Source organism: Serratia sp. TSO36 (assembly GCF_057808395.1).
Map to the genome: position 1 here is coordinate 154,342 of NZ_JBJZOU010000016.1, position 21,291 is coordinate 175,632.

The window sequence follows — 21,291 nt, forward strand, 5'->3', positions numbered from 1 at the left end:
CCCTTTCAGCTTAAATAACCGCCGGCGGGGCCGCAATGAGGGATATCCCTCAAGCAATCCTTGCAGCCGAAACTCAGGCGAGATTGCGTAGAGCGATAATAAAGGTTTCTTCGCTGGCGCCCTGGTGTTCATAGCGGCATTTTCTGACCGGCACCCGGAAATAGCGCTCCAGGATATCTTCCTGCAGCACTGCGCTTTTAACGCCAAACAGCGACTGCCGTTTTGCCATCAGTAAACACTTGTCGGAGATGCGTTCGGCGTAATTGAGGAAATGCGTATTCAGCACGATCGTCATCTGCCGCTCTTTGGCGAGGCGCCACAGCATCTCGATCATTTTGGCCTGATTGTAAAAATCCAGATTCGATTCCGGTTCGTCGAGGATCATGACGTCGGGATCTGCCACCAGCGCCTTGGCGAAATAACACATCTGCAGTTCACCGCCGCTGATCTGGTTGATATTTTTCTGCGCCAGCGGCGCGATCTCCAACGCGTGCAACACCGCCTGCGCCCTGGTGAAATCTTGCCGCCGCGGCCCAGCGAACCATCCCGCCTGGCGGGCGCAGCCGAAAGTGACAAAATCGAGTACGCCATAGGAAAAATGTGGCGCCTTCGCCTGCGGCACGTAGGCCAGGCGCGCCTCTCGATTATCGACGCGGCCGATCTCGCACCTGCCGGCGCTGGGTCGACACAGGCCCGCAATATTTCTCAGCAGCGTCGTTTTGCCGGCGCCGTTCGGGCCCAGCACGCTGAGGATCTCGCCGCGCTTAAGCTCGAAGCTGACGTTGTCGAAAATGGGCTCCCGCCCCTTGAAACCAAAGGCTAGCCGGCTAGCGGTGATCATATCGATTCCCCAGAATAAAAAGCACCGCGAAAAGCGGCGCGCCGATCAGCGCGGTCAGGATGCCGATTGGAATTTCCGTATAGGTGGCGCCTCTGGCAATATTGTCGATAACCAGCAAAAACAACGCGCCGCCGAGCGCCGATGCTGGGATCAGACGGCCGTGGTTATATCCCAGCACGCTTCGCACTAAATGGGGGATCACCAAGCCAACCCACCCCACCACGCCGGCCAAACTCACCGAGGCGGAAACCAGCAGAGAGGCGGCGATCAGCAACAGGATCTTCAGCCGGGGCGGATTCAGGCCGGCAATGCGCGCCTCGTCGTCCCCCAGCGAGAGAATGTTCATGTTCCACCTGAGTCGGTAGATAGTCAGGTAACACGCCGCAAACAGCGGGATCAGCCAATAGACCTGCGCTTTCGCCACCGAAGCGAAGCTGCCCATCAGCCAGAAGACGATGGCAGGCAAGGTATCCTGCGGATCGGCGACATATTTGATGGCCGAGACAAACGCGATAAACACCGACGCAGTAATCATGCCGGACAGGATCGTCGTCAGCGCATCCTGCCGGCGTTTCAGGCGGCAAATGCCAAGCACCAGCAACAAACTCACCACGCCGAAAAGAAACGACAGCAGGGAACTCAGGGCAAAAGGCAAACTCAATAAAATGCCCAGCGCAGCGCCAAAGGCGGAGGCGGAAGACGTGCCCAGCACGTCCGGGCTGGCTAACGCGTTTTTCAGCACCGCCTGAAAGGTCGCGCCGGCGACCGCCAACCCGCCGCCCACCAGCATCACCGCCACCACCCGCGGCGCACGCAGGTTAAAAATCACCGAATAGTGGGCCTGGTTTTCCCCCGGCATGTTCCCCTGCCATAAAATCTGCAGCACATCATGGGCCGACAAGGCGTAACGGCCGGCAAACAGTGATGCGACGGCAACCACACACAAGGCTAAAAACAGCCCTACCATGATCGCCATATATTTTCCTCTGCCCGGCATCCCCAAGCTCCTCCAACCCACTAACGCAATTCAACCGTGGTGCTAGCGCTGTGCCAGCACCTCATCCAACAAACGGTCCGGGATCGCATAGGAGAACATCGTCTGATAATAGCGGCGCGTCTCCTCCCGCAGCGTCTTGTCGCTAATGTCTTCAGGGGCATAGCGGTTGATCATAAACAGCGGCAGCAGTGACGTTTCCGCCGACAGGCCCCCCCAGTTATGAATGCCCACCGGCGTCGAGAAAACCTTGCCGTTTTTTACCGCCCTGAGCGTCTCCCAGGCCTGGCCGGGGATCCCCCCGTGCAGCAGCGCTTTGGCGCTGCCGAAAACCACGAAAATCACATCCGGGTCCCAGGCCATGATCTGCTCCATCGAAACGTTGATGTACCTGCCGGCATCCCCTTTCACCGGTAAATCCCCGGCGACGTTGTCCATGCCGGCCATTTTCAGGTAGGTGTCGCCGTAGGTATGCGGGCCGCTCACCTTCAGCTGCCTGCCGTCGCTTTCTTCGAGATACAACGCCCTGACGTGCTGCGCGCGGATGGCTGCGGCATAGGGGCGGATCTGCTTCAGGGTCTTTTCCCAGGCGTCTTTGAATTTGTGCGTGCGCGGCAGGCCGAGCGTGTCGGCGAAGGTATTTTCCCAATACATCTGGGTGACCATCGGTTGGTACTTTGTCTTCCCGCCGGCATCCAGATCGACGGTCATCACGCCCGCCCTTTCCAGCCGATCGTCCTGGCTTTTGCCGTAGTAATAAATAATGTCGGGCCGTAGATTCATTAACGACTCCATGTTGACCCGGTAGTCCTTATTGATGAAGGCGGAGGTGATCCTGCCGATGTCAGGCTTCATGTCCTTCAACACATGCATATCGGCATGCATGAACGCCCAGGGCCCCACACCGACGACGTGCCGGTAGGCCGCCTCGTTCGCCAGGATCACGCCGAAGGGGCAGTTGCCGGTGATGACGATCCGCTGATAGTGGCCAGGCAACTTTTGCACCGCTGCGCTCTGCGGCCGTTCGGCCGCCGCCGGCTGACTGCCGCTGGCGCAAGGCGCCGTCGGCAAGGCGAATATTGCCAGCAGCGCGGTGGCGATAAATTTCACTGTGACGCACATGATGCCTCCTGTGCGCACGCTCGGTGGCGTGCGGCGATGGGCTGCATTAGGCCGACGCGGCGATGCCGGCGGCCATGATGGTTATCCCGGCCACAAAGACGATTGCCGTGGTGGCGACCGCGCCGCCGCCGACCAACGCGGCGGTTTTTCCTGTGGAAAGGTCTTTTCGTTGCAGGAAAGAGAGCTGCGACAGGGGAATGATTTTTCCGCTGTCGGCGACCAGGTCTTTTGGTTCAATCTTAGCCACCGTCAACTCGCCGCCGCTGCCGTCCTTCAGACCATATTTCAACCGGTCGCCGACATAGACCGGCGGCTGCAGCAGGTAATATTGGCTATTGAGCCCCGTCTCTTTTTGTTGCAACGCCACGTCGTGGTAGGTCGTGCAGCCGGCAAGGGAAAACGCCGCCATGCCGATAACCAACGGCACTAATGGGATAAATCGCATGGGAAACCTCGTGCTTCTATTTACTGGTTTTTAACGTAACGGCGGACTTGAAGCGCATATAGCTCACGACCAGAGAAAGGAACGAGAATGCCGCCCCCGCCATTAAACTGATGTTCGTCGCTTGCGCACCCCGCATGTTGAAGAAAATCGCCACCAACGCCGAACCGACGATTTGCCCAATCAGCCGGGAACTGCCCAACAGGCCGCTGGCGATGCTGCTGTTTTCATGGGAGACCGACGTCATGATCAACAGGTTGTTCGGTGATTGAAACAGGCCGAAACCGATGCCGCACAGCGCCACGCGCCATACGATCGCCCCATTCGACGGATCGCTCGGCAGATTGGCCATCAGCAGCATGCCTGCCAGCAGACAGGCAAGGCCCGAGAGGGCAACAAGATTGGGATCGTACTTCTTGGCCAAATCGCCGGAAATTAGCGAAGACGCCATGGTGGCCAGCGGCCAGGCGGTCAGCAACAGACCGATTTCCACCACGTTTCTTTGCAGAACGTTGTGAAAATAAAAAGGCAGCGAAACATAGGCCAAAAGCTGGGTGCTGTAGGACAGCATCGACATCAGCAAAGACAATGACAGCGTCGGGTTATGCAGCATCGCGATCGGGATCAGCGCGGCGTCAGCCTTTCTTTTTTGATTGATATACAGCAACCCGGCCAGCCCGGCGAATACCGCAAAGCTCAGCGCCGCCGCCGGCAGATGGTGAGTGGTCATGCTCATGGTGCTGAGCGAGAAAGCGATAAACAGCACAAACACCAACAGGGCGCCCCCGCTGTCGAACCCAACGCTGCGCCGCTCGCGGGAACCCAGGAATATCACGCTCAGCAGCAGCGACAGGCAGGCGATGGGAACATTAATGGTAAACAGCCAGTTCCAGCTCGTTTGAGAAAGTATCGCCGAGGCGATGGATGGCCCGGCGGCGGCGGAAACCGACACCACCATCACGTTTATGCCCAGGCCGCGCCCAAGCAGCCTTTCCGGGTATATCTCCTTGATCAGCGCCGCATTGACGCTGAGCACCGCCGCCGCGCCGAAGCCCTGTATCACCCTGAATGCCGTCAGCATCTCCAGCGTCGTGGACAGCGCGCAGCCCAGGGATGAAAAAGCGAACAGCACCACCCCGGCCATAAAGATTTTTTTATTGCCCACCGCGCGCCCCAGCGCCGCGAAGGGCATCAAAGAGGCCACGACGGCAAACTGGTAGGCATTAATAATCATGATGGAGGCCGATTCGGAAACGCCGAAATCTTTGGCGATCACCGGCAGCGCCACGTTGGCGATGGTACTGTCGAGCATGGCGATAACCGTGCTTAACGAGACGGCGAGAACGGCGAATATATTTAATGTCTCTTTTTCCTGGTGTTTAAAAGTCATGTTAACGCTCCAAAAACGTGAGTGACTTCATGCCGGCGGCAAAGACCCCGTTTTTTATCCGTTTTAGTAATTACGTTATAACATATCAATTAAAGAGGAGAATAAATCTCATTTGAAATATTAGATTAAATAGTGTGTCAAAATAAGAATTAACAAATACAAAACAAATTAATAGCAATACGAATATTCAATAAACAAAATAAATGCAGTATAAAAACCAGTGAATTTAAGGAATGACATTAAAAGTAACAGCCGCTAACAGACAACCCCGCTGGCGCGTGAAATTGTTATGTTATAACAAAAACACCTTTTCCTTTTATGCTGGTTAACCTTATGGCTAAGACGGACCTTTTGAACACCCGGTTATCTCGCCGCAGAATGATGTTGGCAGGGCTGGCAGCCCTGGCGCTGAACGGCGCCGCTTCCCCGCGGGCTCACGCCCACGGCCTGCCGCGCCCCAAACCTCAGGGGGCGCGAAAAAGATTCCTGGTCATGTTGGATCCCGGTCATGGCGGCATCGACTCCGGTGCCATTGGCCACACCGGTTCGCTGGAAAAACATGTCGTTCTGGCGATCGCCAAAAATGTGCGTGCACAGCTCGATCGACACGGCATCGATGCCCGCCTGACGCGCGACAGCGACGTTTTTATTCCGCTTTACGATCGGGTGGAGATCGCGCACCGGCACGGTGCGGATCTTTTCATGTCCATCCACGCCGACGGTTTTACCTGCCCCAGCGCCTGCGGCGCTTCGGTCTTTGCGCTTTCCAATAAAGGCGCCAGCAGCGCGATGGCGAAATACTTATCGAACAGTGAAAACGCGGCGGACGATCTCGCCGGCCCTAACGTCATCAAGAAAGACCGCTATTTGCAGAAGATACTGTTTGATTTGGAGCAGACGGAAACGATCAAAGAAAGCCTGACGCTGGGCTCGCACCTGATTCAACATATTGCGCCCATTCATCATCTGCATGCCAAAAATACCGAACAGGCGGCCTTCGTGGTCTTAAAATCCCCGTATATTCCTTCCGTGTTGGTGGAAACCTCTTTCATCACCAACCCTGAGGAAGAAAGGCTGCTCGGCACCCCCGCATTCCGAAATAAAATTGCCACGGCGATCGCTCAGGGGATCGTCAGCTACTTTAAACGCGAAACGCACGCTTAAGCTTCGCCGAGGCGGCAAGCTCACGGGCTTGCCGCGCACAGGGACGGTGTCATCATGATAAAATGCAATCCGCGTTATTTTTCGGCGAGCATGCTTTTCCCCCTGCTGGCCCTATTACCACGCGGCGCCTTCGCCGTGTCGTTGACGGGGTCGCAGCAAAACAGCCTGAATTTCTACGGCACGATTATCGCCAGACGCTACAGCGGCCAAAACGCGCGCGACGACGGCGACCGCAGCTACCTCTATTTCGGCCTGATAGGCAAAAAAAAGATCGCGCCGCGCTGGCGGGCCTACGCCCACTGGGAATATACCGTCAGCTTCGCCGACGCGACTCGCAACAGCACCCGACTCGCCTATATTGGGGTGCAAAACGCAACCTTCGGCAGCCTCGATATCGGCCGCAATTGGGGCGTGCTCTATGATGTGACCGCCCTGACCGATCGCTCTCCGCTGTTTAGAGAGATGGCCTACAACTACATCGACAATTTTATGCGCGGCCGGGCGCGTAACCTGCTCACTTACCGCCGCCCCTTCAGCCTGTTTCAGCGGCGCGCCGCACTCGCGTTGCAATATCAGTTCAAAGACGGCGACGACCGGCAAACGCCGGGCAAACAAAACGGCAACGGATTCGGCCTCTCCTTCCGTTATGCGCTGACGCCGACGCTCAGCCTCATCGCCGCCGCCTCGGCGTCTCAAACCACGCAGCGGCAACAACGCGCCGCCGGCTATCGCCGGCGCATCGATACGCTGGCCGAAGGGGTTCTCTATGCGTCGAAAAAAATCTATCTTGCGGCCGTGTTCACCCAAAGCGACAACGCCATCAGCCCGCAACAAACCGCTAACCGCGGTTCGGCGTCAAGTTATGAAGCGCTCGCCAAATATCGGCTGACGGACCACATCCAACCCAACATCGGCTATACCCGTTTGATACAGACCCGGGCAGGCCGGAACATGGACTTATTGAACTATGAGGAGCTGGGGGTCACCTGGTTACTCAACAGCAATATGCAGGTGTTTATTAACTATGAATTCAATAACCTTTCGCAGCACACGCCCGGCGTCGATGCCTCGGACAAGCTCGATATGGGCATCAGCTATCATTGGTGATCCGCTCTCCCGCAGCCAATAAAAAGCCCCGCCCGGTGAAGGGCGAGGCTCGCGACGCGTTGAGTCTTTAGCTGTTCACGAACGCCAGCAGATCGGCGTTGACCTGATCGGCATGGGTGGTCGGGATGCCGTGCGGCGCGCCCTTATAGGTATTGAGCGTGCCGTTCTGCACCAGCTTGGCCGACAGCACGCCGGAATCCTGATAAGGCACCACCTGATCGTCGTCGCCGTGGATCACCAGCACCGGAATGGCAATCTTCTTGAGATCTTCGGTGAAATCGGTCTGCGAGAAGGCGACGATGCCGTCGTAGTGCGCCTTGGCGCCACCCATCATGCCCTGGCGCCACCAGTTCCAGATAATCGCCTCAGACGGTTTGGCGCCCGGGCGGTTATAGCCGTAGAACGGACCGGCGGGCACGTCGTAATAGAACTGCGCCCGGTTGGCGGCCAGCTGCGCCTGGAAATCATCGAACACCGCTTTGGGGGTGCCCTGCGGATTGGCGTCGGTTTTCACCATCAGCGGCGGCACCGCGCTGATCAGCACCGCTTTGGATACCTTGTCCTCGCCGTGGCGCACGATATAGCGCACCACCTCGCCGCCGCCCGTCGAGTGGCCCACGTGCATCGCGCCCTGCACGCCCAGGTGTTTTACCACCGCGGCGACGTCATCGGCGTAGTGGTCCATGTCGTGCCCTTCCCACACCTGGCTGGAGCGGCCGTGGCCGCGGCGATCGTGCGCAACCACTCGGAACCCTTTGTTCACGAAGAACAGCATCTGGGCATCCCAGTCATCGCTGGACAGCGGCCAGCCGTGGTGAAAATAGATAACCTTGCCGTTTTTGGGGCCCCAATCCTTGTAGAAAATCTCGACGCCATCGCTGGTCGTTACGTAACCCATGTCGTTTCTCCCATTTACACTTTGGTTAAAAAAGAAGGTTTATACTGCGCGCGGCGCCGGGATCTCTGGCTCCCTCATCCCGGTTGGCCGACGATCTTGCGTTGATCGTTTAACGAGTATAGGTTTAACGTTCACTTTAAGGTCAAACACGATTCGGCAAACCGCATTCCCGCTTTCACTCGGCATCAGGAGAATTCAAGTGCAGGGAGATGACATCCTCATGACGATGGAGCAACGGCTTGCCGCCCAACGTCATGCCTTCCTGCGCGACGGCGCACCGACGATCGCTCAGCGCAAGGCCGCCCTGCGCCGCCTGCGGAGCGCCATTTTGGCCCAGCGCGACGCGCTGACGGCGGCCGTCAGCGCAGACTTCGGCCACCGCTCGCCTTACGAAACCGACATCCTGGAGATCCTGGTCACCGTGCAGGCGATCGATTACCTGCTGCGCAATCTGAAGCGCTTCATGCAGCCGGAACGCCGCCACGTCGCCCTGCCGTATCAGCCCGGGCGCGCCTACGTGCAGTATCAACCCAAGGGCGTGATTGGCGTCATGGCGCCGTGGAACTACCCGTTTTCGTTGACCTTCATCCCGCTGGCCACCGCCCTGGCCGCCGGCAACCGCGTGATGCTGAAACCTTCGGAGCTCACGCCGCACACCAGCCAGCTTATCGAAACGATGCTGGCGGCGCTGTTTCCCGCCGATGAGGTCGCCGTGGTGACCGGCGGGCCGGACGTCGGGGCCGGGTTCAGCGAGCTGGCATTCGATCACCTGGTGTTCACCGGCAGCACGGCGATCGGCCGTCAGGTCATGCAGGCGGCCGGTAAAAATCTGGTGCCCTTGACGCTCGAGCTGGGCGGCAAAAGCCCCGCCGTGGTGGCGCCCGGCGCGGTTAACGCCAGAACCGTCAAGAGCGTGGCGTTCGGCAAGCTGTCGAACGCGGGCCAAACCTGCATCGCACCCGATTACCTGTTGATCCATCAGGACGATGTGGAAAACTTCATCGCGCTCTACGACGCGGCGGTCAAAGCGTTTTACCCCGACGGGCCGACGAGCCATGACTACGGCGCCATCATCAACGACAGGCACTACCACCGTTTGCAGGATCTGCTCACCGACGCCCAGGCGCGGGGCGCGCGGATCGTTCCGGTGGGCCACCGCCCGGACTCGGCGGTGGAACGGCCGAAAACCCTCGCCCCCACGCTGATCGTCGGCGCCCCCGACGACAGCCGGATCATGCAAGAGGAGATCTTCGGGCCGCTGCTGCCGGTGCGCACCTACGCCGACTTTGATGAAGCGATCGACGTTATCAACGCCGGGCCGCGCCCGCTGGCGCTGTACTACTTTGGCCCAGGCGGCATGCTGCAGGACAGGCTGCTGGCGCGCACCACCTCCGGCAACGTTAGCGTCAACGCCACCCTGCTGCACTTTGCCCAGGACGATCTGCCGTTCGGTGGCATCGGCCCCAGCGGCATGGGGGCCTGTCACGGCATCGAAGGATTCCGGGCGCTGAGCCATGCCAAGGGCGTCTTCATCCAAAGCCGCTGGCGCTTCACCGATCTGCTGCGCGCGCCGTTCGGCAGGCTGGCGGACGCGGTACTCAAGGTGATGCTGCGGCGCCGATAGAGCGCCGCGCTGGCTATCAATAACACAGCCATGAATCGCCGCAAGCTATCACAGTATTCAATCATTCCTATTTTATCTCTCCGCCGCCGCTGACTAAGCTTAGCCATGAGTCGCCCTTTGCCCGTTAGCGGCCGGGGCGATGTGATTCCATTGAGTTCAGTTATTTAGCGCAACACCCGACGCAAGCCTTACCCGCATGCCTTGTTAACCGCTCCACGCCCGGCGGCTGGAGCACCCTTACGGAAGCAGAGAGCGCATTATGACAACTGAAAGCAAATGCCCGTTTTCGGGCGGCAAGCAGCCCGCACCGCAGAACGGCCCCACCAATCAGGATTGGTGGCCTAATCAGCTCAGCCTGAAACCGCTGCATCAGCACTCCCCCCTGTCCGATCCGATGGATAAAGACTTCAACTACGCCGATGCCTTCAACAGTCTCGATCTGGCGGCGGTCAAACAGGATCTGCACGCCCTGATGACCGACTCGCAGGAATGGTGGCCGGCGGACTTCGGCCACTACGGCGGCCTGTTCATCCGCATGGCCTGGCACAGCGCCGGCACCTACCGCATCGGCGACGGCCGCGGCGGCGCGGGCGAAGGCCAGCAGCGCTTCGCCCCGCTCAACAGCTGGCCGGACAACGTCAGCCTCGACAAGGCGCGCCGCCTGCTGTGGCCGATCAAACAGAAATACGGCCGCAACATCTCCTGGGCCGACCTGATTATCCTGACCGGCAACGTGGCGCTGGAATCGATGGGCTTCAAAACCTTCGGCTATGCCGGCGGCCGCGCCGACACCTGGGAGCCGGACGACGTCTACTGGGGCTCGGAGAAGATCTGGCTGGAGCTGAGCGGCGGGCCAAACAGCCGCTACTCGGGCGACCGCGACCTGGAGAACCCGCTGGCGGCGGTGCAGATGGGCCTGATCTACGTCAACCCGGAAGGCCCGGACGGCAACCCCGATCCGGTGGCCGCCGCGCGCGACATCCGTGAAACCTTCGCCCGCATGGCGATGAACGACGAAGAAACCGTGGCGCTGATCGCCGGCGGCCACACCTTCGGCAAGACCCACGGCGCCGGTCCGGCGTCTAACGTCGGCGCCGATCCGGAAGCGGCCGGGCTGGAGTCGCAGGGCCTCGGCTGGCACAGCACCTTCGGTACCGGCGTCGGCAAAGACGCCATCACCAGCGGCCTGGAAGTCACCTGGACCACCACCCCAACCCAGTGGAACCACGATTTCTTCCGCCACCTGTTCGAATACGAATGGGAACTGAGCCAAAGCCCGGCCGGCGCGCACCAGTGGGTGGCGAAAGACATCGGTGAAACCATTCCCGACGCCTTCGATCCGAACAAGAAACGCCGCCCGACCATGCTGACCACCGACCTGTCGCTGCGCTTCGATCCGGCCTACGAGAAGATTTCGCGCCGCTTCTATGAGCATCCGGAAGAGTTGGCCGACGCCTTCGCCCGCGCCTGGTTCAAGCTGACCCACCGCGATATGGGGCCGCGCCCTCGCTACCTCGGCCCGGAAGTGCCGCAGGAAGAGCTGATTTGGCAGGATCCGATCCCGGCGGTCGATCATCCGCTGATCGACGAGCAGGACATCGCCGCGCTGAAAAACGCCGTGCTGGCTTCCGGCCTGCCGGTATCGGCACTGGTCTCCACCGCCTGGGCTTCCGCTTCGAGCTTCCGCGGTTCCGACAAACGCGGCGGCGCCAACGGTGCGCGCATTCGCCTGGCACCGCAAAAAGACTGGGCGGTCAACCAACCTGCGCAGCTCGCCGCAACGCTGGCCAAGCTGGAGAGCATCCAACGCGCCTTCAATGATGCGCAGGCCGGCGGCAAGCGCGTCTCGCTGGCGGATCTGATCGTACTGGCCGGCGCCGCAGGCGTGGAACAGGCGGCGAAGAACGCCGGTTTCACCCTGACGGTGCCGTTCGCGCCGGGCCGCATGGACGCTTCGCAGGAGCAGACCGACGTGGACTCTTTCGAAGCGATGGAGCCGCTCGCCGACGGATTCCGCAACTTCCTGAAGGGCAAATACCGCGTGCCGGCCGAAACGCTGCTGGTCGACAAGGCGCAGCTGCTGACCCTGACCGCACCGGAAATGACGGTGCTGGTCGGCGGGCTGCGGGTGCTCGGTGCCAACGTCGGCGGCACGCCGCACGGCGTATTCACCCAGCGGCCGCAGGCGCTGACCAACGACTTTTTCGTCAACCTGCTCGACATGGGCACCACCTGGCACCCGGTGGGTGAGGACGGCCTGTTCGAAGGGCGCGATCGCCGCAGCGGCGCGGTCAAATGGACCGGCACCCGCGTCGATCTGGTGTTCGGTTCACACGCGCAGCTGCGCGCGCTGGCCGAAGTCTACGGCAGCGCCGACGCGCAGGAGAAGTTCGCCCACGACTTCGTCGCCGCCTGGAACAAAGTGATGAACCTCGATCGTTTCGATTTGGCGTAACTAAGCGACAGCACAAAGCCCGCCACGGTATGTCGGCGGGCTTTTTAATCATTGATGCATATCTTTATCGCAATCTCGTGCTAACGTTGGCTAACCGCAGCCAAGGAGATGGCATGATACAGACATCGGACAACGCTCACCCGCTCTTCAGCAGTTACAAAAAGACCTTCACCTACTCAGGCCGCGAAAGCCGTGGGCCTTACTCAATGCTGCTTTTGTGCCAGCACGTTTGGTTTCTGTTTTATCTCGCCGTTATCGCCAGCAAGGTGAATGAAATTTCCATTTTCGCGCTTGCGGCGTTTTTACTCCCCATGCTAGCAGCCAATGTGCGCCGTTTGCATGATGCGGGTTACTCCGGTGGTTGGTGCCTGACATGGTTCTGCTTCACACCCTATGTAATGCTGTTCTTCGCGCTGTTCCTTCCCGCTAAGAACATCAATAACCCTTACGAGGATCGCCCAAACCTGGCGTAAGCCCCCTCAACGGCCTGCTTCGGCGAGCCATGGCTGGCGCCGCGATATTCTCTTTACCCGCTTATTCGTATTTACTCAACAAGTCATATAAAAATTTGATGGGCGGCAATTATTTTAATGCTGTATTTATATTTAGACGGCAATGAAGACCGTAAACTCAGCTGGCTAATGCGATATATCCCATCCAGGAGAACACCGTTATGGATTATCCTCGATTCGCCTCAGCGCGCGGCGAGGCGGGCCTTATGACCCTCGCCGTTCCTTAGCGACAGCGGGCTTAGCCGGCAAAGGCACCCCACCGTTTTTATGCTAATAAAAAGAGAGGTTCTGCACCTGCGTGATATTCGCTTAGGCGCTAGAACGTCGCCCTTATTTAATGTTTCACGACGCGCATTGCGTTTTTAGTTTTTATTTTTCAGCCGACGGGAAAGCTCATAGGAAATCACGCTTCACTCAGGAAAATAACCGCTACCTGGAGGTCATCATGCAACATATTATCGGTATTTCTTCTCGTCGGCTGAGGATATCAGCCCTTGCGCTGCTGCTCCCTGCCGTATCATGGGCGGCCGATACGGCGTCTCTTGCCGTGGGGCCGCAATATGACACCACCCATGTCTACGTCGAACGCGGCAAAATGGATGCCTTTGTCGACAGCATCCTGAAAACCTTCGGCGGCACCCGCACCGAACGCGTGCTGGTCAACGTCACGCCCACGCCCAGCGAAACCTACTCCCAGCTGATACTGACGCCGGCCGGCAGCTTCTCGGTGTTCGATTTCAAAACGCCGATCCCGCACCCGTTCGGCGCCGAGCGCAACGGTTTTCTGGTCAGGGATATGGACGCCGCCATCCGCCAGGCCAGGGCCGCCGGTGCCGATGTGCAGGTTGCGCCTTTCGACGATCCGATTGGCCGCGACGCGGTGATCCAGTGGCCCGGCGGCGTCAACATGCAGCTCTATTGGCACACCAAGGCGCCCAACTACAAGCCGCTGCTGAGCGTGCCGGAAAACCGCCTGTATCTCTCCGCCTACCGCGTCGACGATTTCATGAAAAGCTACCAGGCGTTCTCGCACGCCATGGTGGTGAGCGACGAACAGGTCAGCGATGCGGCGATCGGCCGTAACGGCAACGGCAAGATCCGCCAGATCGAACTGGACTCGCGCTTCGGCAAAACGCGCATTTTCGTCACCGACGGGCATCTGCCTTATCCGTTCGGCCATGAGCGCACCGGCTATGGCGTCGACGATCTGCCGGCCACGCTGGCCAAAGCGACGGCCAGCGGCGCGCAGGTGCTGTGGCGCTCGACGGCTGCGGAGCGCCGCACCTCGGCGCTGGTGAGCTTCCCCGGCGGCTATATCGCCGAAATTCACCAGACGGCTAAATAAACCCAAGGCGCGCTGTGGCGCGCTTTTTTCTTCGGATATCCATGATGAAACGCACGCTACCCGCACTGTTGTTGTTTTCCACGCTCCCCGCGCTGGCGGCGGAGCCCGCCGCTTCCCCCTGGAAAAACATCCCGTTGGGCGATGCGGCCACGTTGTCTTTCGACGGTTCGCTGCGCGAGCGCTATGAATGGACGGATCAACGCGATCTGAACGGCGGACGCGACGACACCTTCATGCAGCGCTTGCTGGTTGGCGCGCGCCTCGACTACGGCGACTATGTCGGCGCCTATGTGCAGGTGGGATCGTCGCTGGCCACGCCGCGCGATCGCGGGCGCAAGCCGACCGACGAGGATCATGCCTATCTCGGCCAGGGCTATGTGGACTTAAAACTGCCCACCGCCTACGGCCTCGGCACCCTGCGGGCCGGCCGCCAGGAGATTGCGCTGGGTTCGCTGCACCTGATGGGCACCCGCGACGGCCCCAACGTGCGTCGTTCTTTCGACGCCATCCGCGCCAGCTGGGCCAAGGATAAGAACCGCCTCGACGCCTTTATCGGCCACCCCGTCACCCTCAAAACCGGCAGTTTCGACGACGATACCGACAACAGCCAAAAGGTGTGGGGGCTGTACGGCACCACGCCGCTGGCAGCGCTGGCGTCCTCGCTCGATCTCTACACCTTTGGCTTTGAGGATAACGACGCCCACTACGCGCAGCTCAGCGGGCAAGAGCGGCGCTATACCGTCGGCGCGCGCATTTTCGGCGCAGCGCAGGGGTTCGACTGGGATAATGAAGCCGCCTGGCAGTTCGGCAGCGCAGAACAGCGCAACATCCGCGCCTGGTCGGCGTCGGCGCACGCCGGGTATAGGATGAGCGACTGGCGCTGGCAGCCGCGCTTTGGCGGCAAGATTGGCATCGCCAGCGGCGATAAAAACGGTCACGATGGGCAGCTCAATACCTTTAACGCCATGTACCCCAAGCTGCCCTACCTGACCGAAAACGGGCTGGTGGCGCCGGCTAACCTGATCGCCATTCATCCTTCGGTCACGATTACGCCGTGGCAAACCCTGTCCATCGATTTCAGCTGGGACGCGTTGTGGCGGCAACGCCGCGAGGATGCCTTCTACCTCGGGCCGATGCGCCCGGTGAAGGGCAGCGCGCAAGGCTCGCGCTTTATCGGCAATCAGTATCAGGTCGAAACCATCTGGACGCCACGCAGCGATCTTCAGTTCAAGGTGGCCTATGTCTACTTCGACGTCGGCCACAGCCTGCAGCAGCATGCCGGGCTGAAAAACATGAACTTCATCCTGGCGCAGGGCACCTACAGCTTTTAATTATCAGGCACGTTAATCGGTGTACGCGAACGCCCTTAATAATCCCTTACTCAATTAATGACGTTCGCCGGCGTGTAGCCGCCTATATGCATTGCGGCAATGGTGGCTACTCGCCGCCATTTACAGATGAAAATTAATGAAAAGCAAAAAGATAAATCAGTTACGTAAACTCCACGAGCCTATTACAGAGTAATATTAAATAAAGATTTAATTCCACCTGGTTATTTAAGTACGCCTTTTACACATATCTTATGTAAAAGATTCATATAAGAATAACTCATTAATAAAATAATTATGCCTATACTGCTTTCAGCCAACCATTGCGCGCCATTAATTCCTCACCGTGATTAATGATAAGGACATATCCCGCTTGAGTGCGATATTCAAGCCAGACCAAGGAGGCAAGCCAATGATAACCCAATAACCCCACCCTATTTTCAAACCTGTGTACGAGCATATAGAGCGTTAGGTGCAATATTGTCAACGTCCAAAGGAGTTTGATATGTCATTAGCTACCGATAAAATCTCAGATTATTTAACCGATTATGAAAGAGGCGATCGCGAGGGAAGCAGCAAGCCTTCATACGCCACGGAAGAGGTTTCAGATCTGTTGCTGAGGAGCCATTATTCCGCCAATGGCAAAGGCGTGACTGACCATGCGGCAACAATAACCTACTCTTTCCCCGTGTATACCGACAGCGATAAGCCAGGATCCGCACAGCTTACCGCCGCCCAACAGGCCCAAACCAAGCTTTCATTGCAGTCCTGGTCAGACGTGGCCAATATCACCTTCACCGAGGTCAAAGGCACCGATGCCAAAAGTGCTGATATAAAGTTTGGTTTTTATAAGGCGGCCAGCGGAGGCAATTACACCTCCTATGAAAGTACGCAAAACGACCTGAAAAGCACCATCTGGATCAGCGGCAACAAAGGCTACGACGCTTCGAATCCGCAGACCAATAACTATGCCAGGGATACGCTGACCCATGAAATAGGGCACGCGCTCGGGCTCTCCCATCCCGGAAACTATGATGCCTCCAACGCGACCTACCCCACCTACACCAACTCGGCGAAATATTATGAGGACGACCATCAATATTCTTTGATGAGCTATTTTAGTGAACAAAACACCGGCGCCGACTATAAAGGCGTATGGCCCTCGGGGCCGCAGCTGGATGATATTACCGCCATTCAGAAGCTGTACGGCGCGAACACCACCACGCGCACCGGTGATACCACTTATGGTTTCAACTCGAATACGGATCGAGACTTTTTGAGCGTTAAGGCGTCCACGAACAAAATCGTGGCGGCTATCTGGGATGCCGGCGGCAACGACACGCTGGATTTTTCAGGCTACAGCCAGGATCAGCGCATCAACATTAACGAAGGCGCATTCTCAGATGTGGGCGGATTGAAGGCGAATATCGCCATCGCCTATGGCGCGCAGATTGAAAATATCATCGGCGGCAGCGGCGCCGATATCTTAGTGGGCAACGCACTGAACAATACGTTAAAAGGCGGTGCAGGCAACGACATCATTTACGGTGCCGACGGCGCCGATCAGCTCTGGGGCAATGCAGGCGCCGACACCTTCGTCTTCAGCGCAGCCGACGACAGCCAGGCCGCCGCGCCGGACTGGATCCGTGATTTCCAAACGGCGGTGGATAAAATCGATCTGTCGTGGCTCAACCAGACGGTTAAGGCCGAGGGGGGCGAGTTGCACTTCGTCGATAATTTAAGCGGCTCGCTGTATGAAGCGGCGCTGAATTATGACTCGCAGCAGAATGTCACCGATCTGGCGATCAATCTCTCCGGTCATAACCAGCCTGATTTCTTGGTTAAAATCGTTGGGCAGGTCGACGCTTCCGCCGATATTCTCGTCTAGCCAAGAAACCCGCAGTCCGGCGCGAACGCCGGACTGTTTATCTCTTTTCAGGCATTACCCTGGCGATTTTTTGCGCGATTTCCACACTGTCAGAGCAATAAATCGCGCAGACGATGTCACACCGCCTCCAGTTCCGCCGCCAGGGTGGCGACCAGCTCCGCCGCCGGCATCGGCCGCGCCAGGCCCACGCCCTGCCCAGCCCACAGCGACATAAACTCTCCACGACCGGCCTTGGCCGCCGCCTGGCGGATATCGCCGGTGAGCGCGTTCTGCACCGGATAAGGCAGGATCTGCGCCTCTTCCGCGCGCATCTGCCGCATGAAATCATTGACGATGCCGCGCGCCGGGCGGCCGCTGAAGGCGCGCGTCAGGCGCGTGCTGTCATCGCCGGCGTTGCGCAGCGCCGCCCGCCAGGCTTCGGCGATGCCCGACTCCGGGCTGCACAGGAACGCGGTGCCCAGCTGCGCCGCCTGCGCGCCCAGCAAGCGCGCAGCCGCGATGCCGCGCCCGTTCATGATGCCGCCCGCGGCGATCACCGGGATCTTCACCGCCGCCACCACCTGCGGCAGCAGGGCCATCAGGCCAACGCAGGACTGTTCGATATCGCCGAGGAAGGTCGGGCGGTGCCCGCCCGCCTCCGAGCCCGAGACGCAAACGAAGTCGGCGCCCGCCTCTTCCCAGGCGCGGGCTTCCGCCACCGTGGTGGCGGTGCCGATCACCCGCGAGCCGGCCTTCTTGAACTGCGTGACCGTGGCGCGCGGCAGCACGCCGAAGGTGAAGCTGGCCACCGGCGGCGCCGCCTCCAGCAAGGCCGAGATCTGGTCACGGTTGTTTTCGGCGAATTGGGTGGGGATCGGCGGCTCGCTCAGCCCCAGCGCTTCGCGGAACGGCCGCAGCAGGTGCTGGGCACGCTTGAGCTCGGCGAGATCCGGGTGCTGCTCATCGAGCAGAAACAGATTGATGTTGAACGGCGCGGCGGTCTGCGCGCGGATCTGCTGCACCCGTTCGAGGATCACCGCCGGGGAAAACAGCGCCGCCGCGCACGAGCCCAGCGCACCGGCGTTGCTCACCGCCACCGCCAACGCCGGCGGCGACGCGCCGTTCATCGGCCCCTGAACGATCGGATAGCGCAGCCCAAGCTCGCGGGCAAAAGCAGAAGGTGCCGTCATCAATGTGTCTCCCTGTGCTGACTACATTCGTCTTACGGCGGCCGCGCCGCCGAACCGACCAAAAGCATAGCACCTTCTCACCGCCTGGCCGTGCAGTTAATGCTTCACCTGATGCCGGTCGAGCGACAGGAAGTGATGCACCACCGGTTTCTCCGGCCCGATGTGGAAGCGCAGCGCCTCCTGCTGCAGATCGGCGTCGGCGTGCGACACCCGCTGGTGCTGCCGCAGGTGCTCCGCCCAGGACTCCACCAGGAACCACTCCATGATGCATTCCGGATCGCCGGTGTGCTCGGTAATGCCCCAGGCGTAAGCGCCGTCGCGGCGACGCGCCCGCTCCAGCATCAGCAGCGTGCGCAAGAACTGCGGCCGATCCTGTTCGCGGATGCGGTACTCCACCTGAATCATCACCGGGCCACGATCGTTCTCAACCGGCGTGTTGACCAACGGCTCCGGCCAATGGTTCGACGGCTGCAGATCGGCTTCGCCGGTCGGCAGACGCAGGCGGTGGAACAGCAGCCCCGCCGCCAACAGGCCGACGCCGCCGACCAGCAGCGTGGCGGCCACGCCCAGCTCCTGCGCCACCAGCCCCCACAGCAGGCTGCCTGCCGCCATCGCGCCGTTGAACACCATCAGGTAGATGGCCAGGCCGCGGCCGCGCACCCAGTTGGGCAGAACGCCCTGCGCCGCGCCGTTGAGCGTGGTCAGCGCAATAATCCAGCCGGCGCCCAGCACCAACAGCAGCACCACCGCCAGCCACTGCGGCGGCGCCAGCGACAGGGCCGCCATCACCACGGCGGTCAGCACCGCCGCCAGCAACACCAGCCCGTCGGCATTCAGCCGCTGGCGCAGGCGCGGCAGCGCGATCGCCCCGAGGATCGCCCCGGCGCCTACCGCCCCCAGCAGAACGCCGTAAAAACCGGCGCTGCCGCCCAGCATGCGGCGCGCCACCAGCGGCAGCAGCGCCCAGACCGAGCTGGAGAAGGCGAAGAACACCGCCGCCCGCAGCAGCACCACGTGCAGCTCGCGGCTGGAACGGGCATAGCGCAGGCCGGCGCGGAAGGCGCCGAAGAAGTGTTCCGACAGGCCGCTGTCCTCGGCCTTCGGCCGCTTCCACCACAGCAGCGCCGCGATCACCAGCACATAGCTCATCACGTCCGCACCATAGGCCGCGCCGGCGCCGAAGCTGGCCAGCAGCAGGCCGCCGGCCGCCGGGCCGATGGAGCGGGCGATGTTGATGCCCAGCGAGTTCAGCGCCACGGCGTTTTTCAGCTCGGCGCGCGGCACCAGCTCCGGCACGATCGCCTGCCAGGTCGGCCCCATCAGCGCCGCGCCGATACCGCCGACGAAGGTCAGCGCCAGCAGGTATTCCACCGTCAGCGCACCGGTCTGCGACAGCAGCAACAGGCTGCCGCTGACGCAGGCCAGCAGAATTTGCACGAAGATCAGAAAGCGCCGTCGATCGAGGATGTCCGACAGTACCCCGGCCGGGATCGCCAGCAGGAACACCGGCAGCGTGGCGGCGGTCTGCATCAGCGCCACCGCCGAGGGGTTGCTCGACAGATCGGTGATCAGCCACGAGCTGGCGACGTCGCGCATAAAGCTGCCGACGTTGCCGAGCACCGTGGCGCCCCACAGCACCGCAAATAAGGGGATTTTCAGCGGCGCGAAGCCGCCCGCCGCCGCCTTGTTGTCCGTCTGTTCAGCCATCCGTTCGCTCCTTCAAATCGTTAAATGCCACCAGCAACAGCGCGCCGGCCAGCCCGAGGTGTTCAAAAAATCCGTTCATCATCTGGCCGCGCTCCGCCCCGTCGAACTGCCAGAACGGATTGGCCATCAGCGTCGCCATCAGGGTAAAACCGGCCAGCGCCAACGCGCCGAGCCAGCGGTAAAAGCCGCTCAGGATCAGCGCCGATGCCGCCAGTTCCAGCAGCGTCACCAGCACGGCGAACAGCGCCGCCGGCTGCAGGCCGAAGTGGGTCATCTCGGCAACCGCGCCTTCGACGTTCAGCGCCTTAACCAACCCGCCCTGGATGTAGGCGGCGCAAATGGCGAGCAGCAGCAGCCAGCGCACCGCGGGCGCATGCAGCCGCTGCGCGCAGCGCGCGGCGATAGCAGTCAGGTTCATCGCGCCCCCTTAGAACGGCGAATTCTGGATAAAGGCCAGCAGATCGGCGTTGAAGCGATCGGGATCGACCTGCGCCAAGCCGTGAGCGCCGCCGGCGTAAATGTTCAGCTCCGCCTGTTGCATAAGCTTAGCGGCTTTCAGCGCCGAGGCGCCGATCGGCACGATCCGATCGGCGTCGCCATGCACCAGCAGCGTCGGCCTGTCGATCGCCAGCAGATCGGCGGTGAAGTCCACTTCGGAGAACGCGCTCACGCCGTCGTACTGCCCTTTCATGCCGCCCTGCATGGCCATCAGCCAGAAGTGGTCGATCAGCCCCGCATTGCTCTCCACCTCGTCGCAGTGGAGACCGTAGAACGGCACCGCCAGATCTTTGAAGAACTGCGAGCGGTTGCCCGCCACGCCGCTGCGAATGCCGTCGAAGGCCGCCATCGGTGCGCCTTCCGGGTTGACCGGCGTTTGCAGCATCAGCGGCGGCACGGCGCCCACCAGCACCACCTTCGCCACCCGATCGCTGCCGTGGCGGCCGATGTAGCGCGCCACTTCGCCGCCGCCGATGGCGTGGCCGACCAGGATCAGATCGCGCAGATCCAGCGTTTCGATCAGCAGGGCCAGATCGTCGGCGTATTGGTTGATGTCGTTGCCGTGCCAGGTCTGATCCGAACGGCCGTGGCCGCGGCGATCGTGGGCGATCACGCGGAATCCGCTCTGGCCAAAAAACAGCAGCTGGTTATCCCAGGCATCGGCGGACAGCGGCCAACCGTGGGAGAACAGGATCGGCTGGCCGCGGCCCCAATCCTTATAGAAAATGCGCGCGCCATCGGGCGCGGTGAGGATGCTCATGACGTGTTCCCCGCTCGGTATTGAATTGGATTTTGTACCGGGTAACA

18 protein-coding genes are annotated in these 21,291 nt (G+C 60.4%); 8 read left to right on the forward strand and 10 right to left on the reverse strand.

The features are described 5' to 3' along the window. Positions 1-73: 73 nt before the first annotated feature. The 5 genes from ACK3CV_RS16580 to ACK3CV_RS16600 form a co-directional block, all read right to left on the reverse strand. Positions 74-841 carry an ABC transporter ATP-binding protein gene (locus tag ACK3CV_RS16580; protein ID WP_043147669.1) on the reverse strand — a complete coding sequence of 256 codons (768 nt, stop codon included), beginning with the start codon at positions 839-841 and terminating at the stop codon, positions 74-76. Further along, complete coding sequence (locus ACK3CV_RS16585) at positions 828-1,817, reverse strand: FecCD family ABC transporter permease (protein ID WP_230199927.1); 990 nt, start codon at positions 1,815-1,817, stop codon at positions 828-830. Before ACK3CV_RS16585 ends, ACK3CV_RS16580 begins: the two co-directional genes overlap by 14 nt. Positions 1,818-1,880: 63 nt before the next feature. Next, positions 1,881-2,957: an ABC transporter substrate-binding protein gene (locus ACK3CV_RS16590; RefSeq protein ID WP_202637324.1), complete on the reverse strand. Its 1,077-nt coding sequence runs from the start codon at positions 2,955-2,957 to the stop codon at positions 1,881-1,883. A 46-nt stretch (positions 2,958-3,003) separates the two neighbouring features. Further along, complete coding sequence (locus ACK3CV_RS16595) at positions 3,004-3,402, reverse strand: hypothetical protein (RefSeq protein ID WP_230203780.1); 399 nt, start codon at positions 3,400-3,402, stop codon at positions 3,004-3,006. 16 nt (positions 3,403-3,418) lie between these two features. Continuing rightward, the gene (locus ACK3CV_RS16600) at positions 3,419-4,789 is read right to left on the reverse strand and encodes an MFS transporter (RefSeq protein ID WP_033654931.1); all 1,371 of its coding nucleotides are present in this window, start codon (positions 4,787-4,789) and stop codon (positions 3,419-3,421) included. A gap of 333 nt (positions 4,790-5,122) precedes the next feature. Here ACK3CV_RS16600 and amiA point away from each other — a divergent pair, with 333 nt between their 5' ends. Further along, positions 5,123-5,953, forward strand: a complete 831-nt coding sequence (gene amiA / locus ACK3CV_RS16605) for an N-acetylmuramoyl-L-alanine amidase AmiA (protein ID WP_164140928.1) — start codon at positions 5,123-5,125, stop codon at positions 5,951-5,953. A 135-nt stretch (positions 5,954-6,088) separates the two neighbouring features. Beyond that, positions 6,089-7,060 carry a porin gene (locus tag ACK3CV_RS16610; protein ID WP_223479895.1) on the forward strand — a complete coding sequence of 324 codons (972 nt, stop codon included), beginning with the start codon at positions 6,089-6,091 and terminating at the stop codon, positions 7,058-7,060. A 67-nt stretch (positions 7,061-7,127) separates the two neighbouring features. Here the strand turns inward: ACK3CV_RS16610 and ACK3CV_RS16615 are convergent, their stop codons facing one another. Beyond that, on the reverse strand, positions 7,128-7,958 hold the full coding sequence (locus ACK3CV_RS16615) for an alpha/beta fold hydrolase (protein ID WP_043147674.1): 831 nt from the start codon (positions 7,956-7,958) through the stop codon (positions 7,128-7,130). Between the two features lie 199 nt (positions 7,959-8,157). On the opposite strand from ACK3CV_RS16615, the gene ACK3CV_RS16620 reads away from it, so the two are divergent. The 6 genes from ACK3CV_RS16620 to ACK3CV_RS16645 all read left to right on the forward strand — a co-directional run bounded on the left by ACK3CV_RS16620 (position 8,158) and on the right by ACK3CV_RS16645 (position 17,110). Then, a complete protein-coding gene (locus ACK3CV_RS16620; RefSeq protein ID WP_239504628.1) occupies positions 8,158-9,582 on the forward strand; it encodes a coniferyl aldehyde dehydrogenase in 1,425 nt (474 codons plus the stop codon). A 259-nt stretch (positions 9,583-9,841) separates the two neighbouring features. Next, positions 9,842-12,037 (forward strand): catalase/peroxidase HPI, encoded by a 2,196-nt coding sequence (gene katG, locus ACK3CV_RS16625; RefSeq protein ID WP_164140930.1) that lies wholly within the window; start codon positions 9,842-9,844, stop codon positions 12,035-12,037. A 113-nt stretch (positions 12,038-12,150) separates the two neighbouring features. Then, positions 12,151-12,510 (forward strand): DUF805 domain-containing protein, encoded by a 360-nt coding sequence (locus ACK3CV_RS16630; protein ID WP_164140931.1) that lies wholly within the window; start codon positions 12,151-12,153, stop codon positions 12,508-12,510. A gap of 586 nt (positions 12,511-13,096) precedes the next feature. Next, positions 13,097-13,894 (forward strand): VOC family protein, encoded by a 798-nt coding sequence (locus ACK3CV_RS16635; protein WP_154892312.1) that lies wholly within the window; start codon positions 13,097-13,099, stop codon positions 13,892-13,894. A gap of 44 nt (positions 13,895-13,938) precedes the next feature. After that, positions 13,939-15,225, forward strand: coding sequence for an alginate export family protein (locus ACK3CV_RS16640; protein WP_489009879.1), 1,287 nt, complete (start codon positions 13,939-13,941; stop codon positions 15,223-15,225). A gap of 502 nt (positions 15,226-15,727) precedes the next feature. Further along, positions 15,728-17,110, forward strand: coding sequence for a serralysin family metalloprotease (locus tag ACK3CV_RS16645; protein WP_164140933.1), 1,383 nt, complete (start codon positions 15,728-15,730; stop codon positions 17,108-17,110). 116 nt (positions 17,111-17,226) lie between these two features. Here the strand turns inward: ACK3CV_RS16645 and ACK3CV_RS16650 are convergent, their stop codons facing one another. The 4 genes from ACK3CV_RS16650 to ACK3CV_RS16665 form a co-directional block, all read right to left on the reverse strand. Next, complete coding sequence (locus ACK3CV_RS16650) at positions 17,227-18,279, reverse strand: NAD(P)H-dependent flavin oxidoreductase (RefSeq protein ID WP_164140935.1); 1,053 nt, start codon at positions 18,277-18,279, stop codon at positions 17,227-17,229. A gap of 96 nt (positions 18,280-18,375) precedes the next feature. Further along, a complete protein-coding gene (locus ACK3CV_RS16655; RefSeq protein ID WP_164140937.1) occupies positions 18,376-19,986 on the reverse strand; it encodes an MFS transporter in 1,611 nt (536 codons plus the stop codon). Further along, the gene (locus ACK3CV_RS16660; RefSeq protein WP_033635204.1) at positions 19,979-20,404 is read right to left on the reverse strand and encodes a DoxX family protein; all 426 of its coding nucleotides are present in this window, start codon (positions 20,402-20,404) and stop codon (positions 19,979-19,981) included. Before ACK3CV_RS16660 ends, ACK3CV_RS16655 begins: the two co-directional genes overlap by 8 nt. A gap of 9 nt (positions 20,405-20,413) precedes the next feature. After that, the gene (locus ACK3CV_RS16665; RefSeq protein WP_164140939.1) at positions 20,414-21,244 is read right to left on the reverse strand and encodes an alpha/beta fold hydrolase; all 831 of its coding nucleotides are present in this window, start codon (positions 21,242-21,244) and stop codon (positions 20,414-20,416) included. Between the last annotated feature and the right edge of the window lie 47 nt (positions 21,245-21,291).

Bases quoted from the DNA above. Each gene is read 5' to 3' on its own strand.
- ACK3CV_RS16580 (WP_043147669.1), bottom strand. From the start codon at position 841: ATGATCACCGCTAGCCGGCTAGCCTTTGGTTTCAAGGGGCGGGAGCCC.
- ACK3CV_RS16585 (WP_230199927.1), bottom strand. From the start codon at position 1,817: ATGGCGATCATGGTAGGGCTGTTTTTAGCCTTGTGTGTGGTTGCCGTC.
- ACK3CV_RS16590 (WP_202637324.1), bottom strand. From the start codon at position 2,957: ATGTGCGTCACAGTGAAATTTATCGCCACCGCGCTGCTGGCAATATTC.
- ACK3CV_RS16595 (WP_230203780.1), bottom strand. From the start codon at position 3,402: ATGCGATTTATCCCATTAGTGCCGTTGGTTATCGGCATGGCGGCGTTT.
- ACK3CV_RS16600 (WP_033654931.1), bottom strand. From the start codon at position 4,789: ATGACTTTTAAACACCAGGAAAAAGAGACATTAAATATATTCGCCGTT.
- amiA (WP_164140928.1), top strand. From the start codon at position 5,123: ATGGCTAAGACGGACCTTTTGAACACCCGGTTATCTCGCCGCAGAATG.
- ACK3CV_RS16615 (WP_043147674.1), bottom strand. From the start codon at position 7,958: ATGGGTTACGTAACGACCAGCGATGGCGTCGAGATTTTCTACAAGGAT.
- katG (WP_164140930.1), top strand. From the start codon at position 9,842: ATGACAACTGAAAGCAAATGCCCGTTTTCGGGCGGCAAGCAGCCCGCA.
- ACK3CV_RS16630 (WP_164140931.1), top strand. From the start codon at position 12,151: ATGATACAGACATCGGACAACGCTCACCCGCTCTTCAGCAGTTACAAA.
- ACK3CV_RS16640 (WP_489009879.1), top strand. From the start codon at position 13,939: ATGAAACGCACGCTACCCGCACTGTTGTTGTTTTCCACGCTCCCCGCG.
- ACK3CV_RS16645 (WP_164140933.1), top strand. From the start codon at position 15,728: ATGTCATTAGCTACCGATAAAATCTCAGATTATTTAACCGATTATGAA.
- ACK3CV_RS16650 (WP_164140935.1), bottom strand. From the start codon at position 18,279: ATGACGGCACCTTCTGCTTTTGCCCGCGAGCTTGGGCTGCGCTATCCG.
- ACK3CV_RS16655 (WP_164140937.1), bottom strand. From the start codon at position 19,986: ATGGCTGAACAGACGGACAACAAGGCGGCGGCGGGCGGCTTCGCGCCG.
- ACK3CV_RS16660 (WP_033635204.1), bottom strand. From the start codon at position 20,404: ATGAACCTGACTGCTATCGCCGCGCGCTGCGCGCAGCGGCTGCATGCG.
- ACK3CV_RS16665 (WP_164140939.1), bottom strand. From the start codon at position 21,244: ATGAGCATCCTCACCGCGCCCGATGGCGCGCGCATTTTCTATAAGGAT.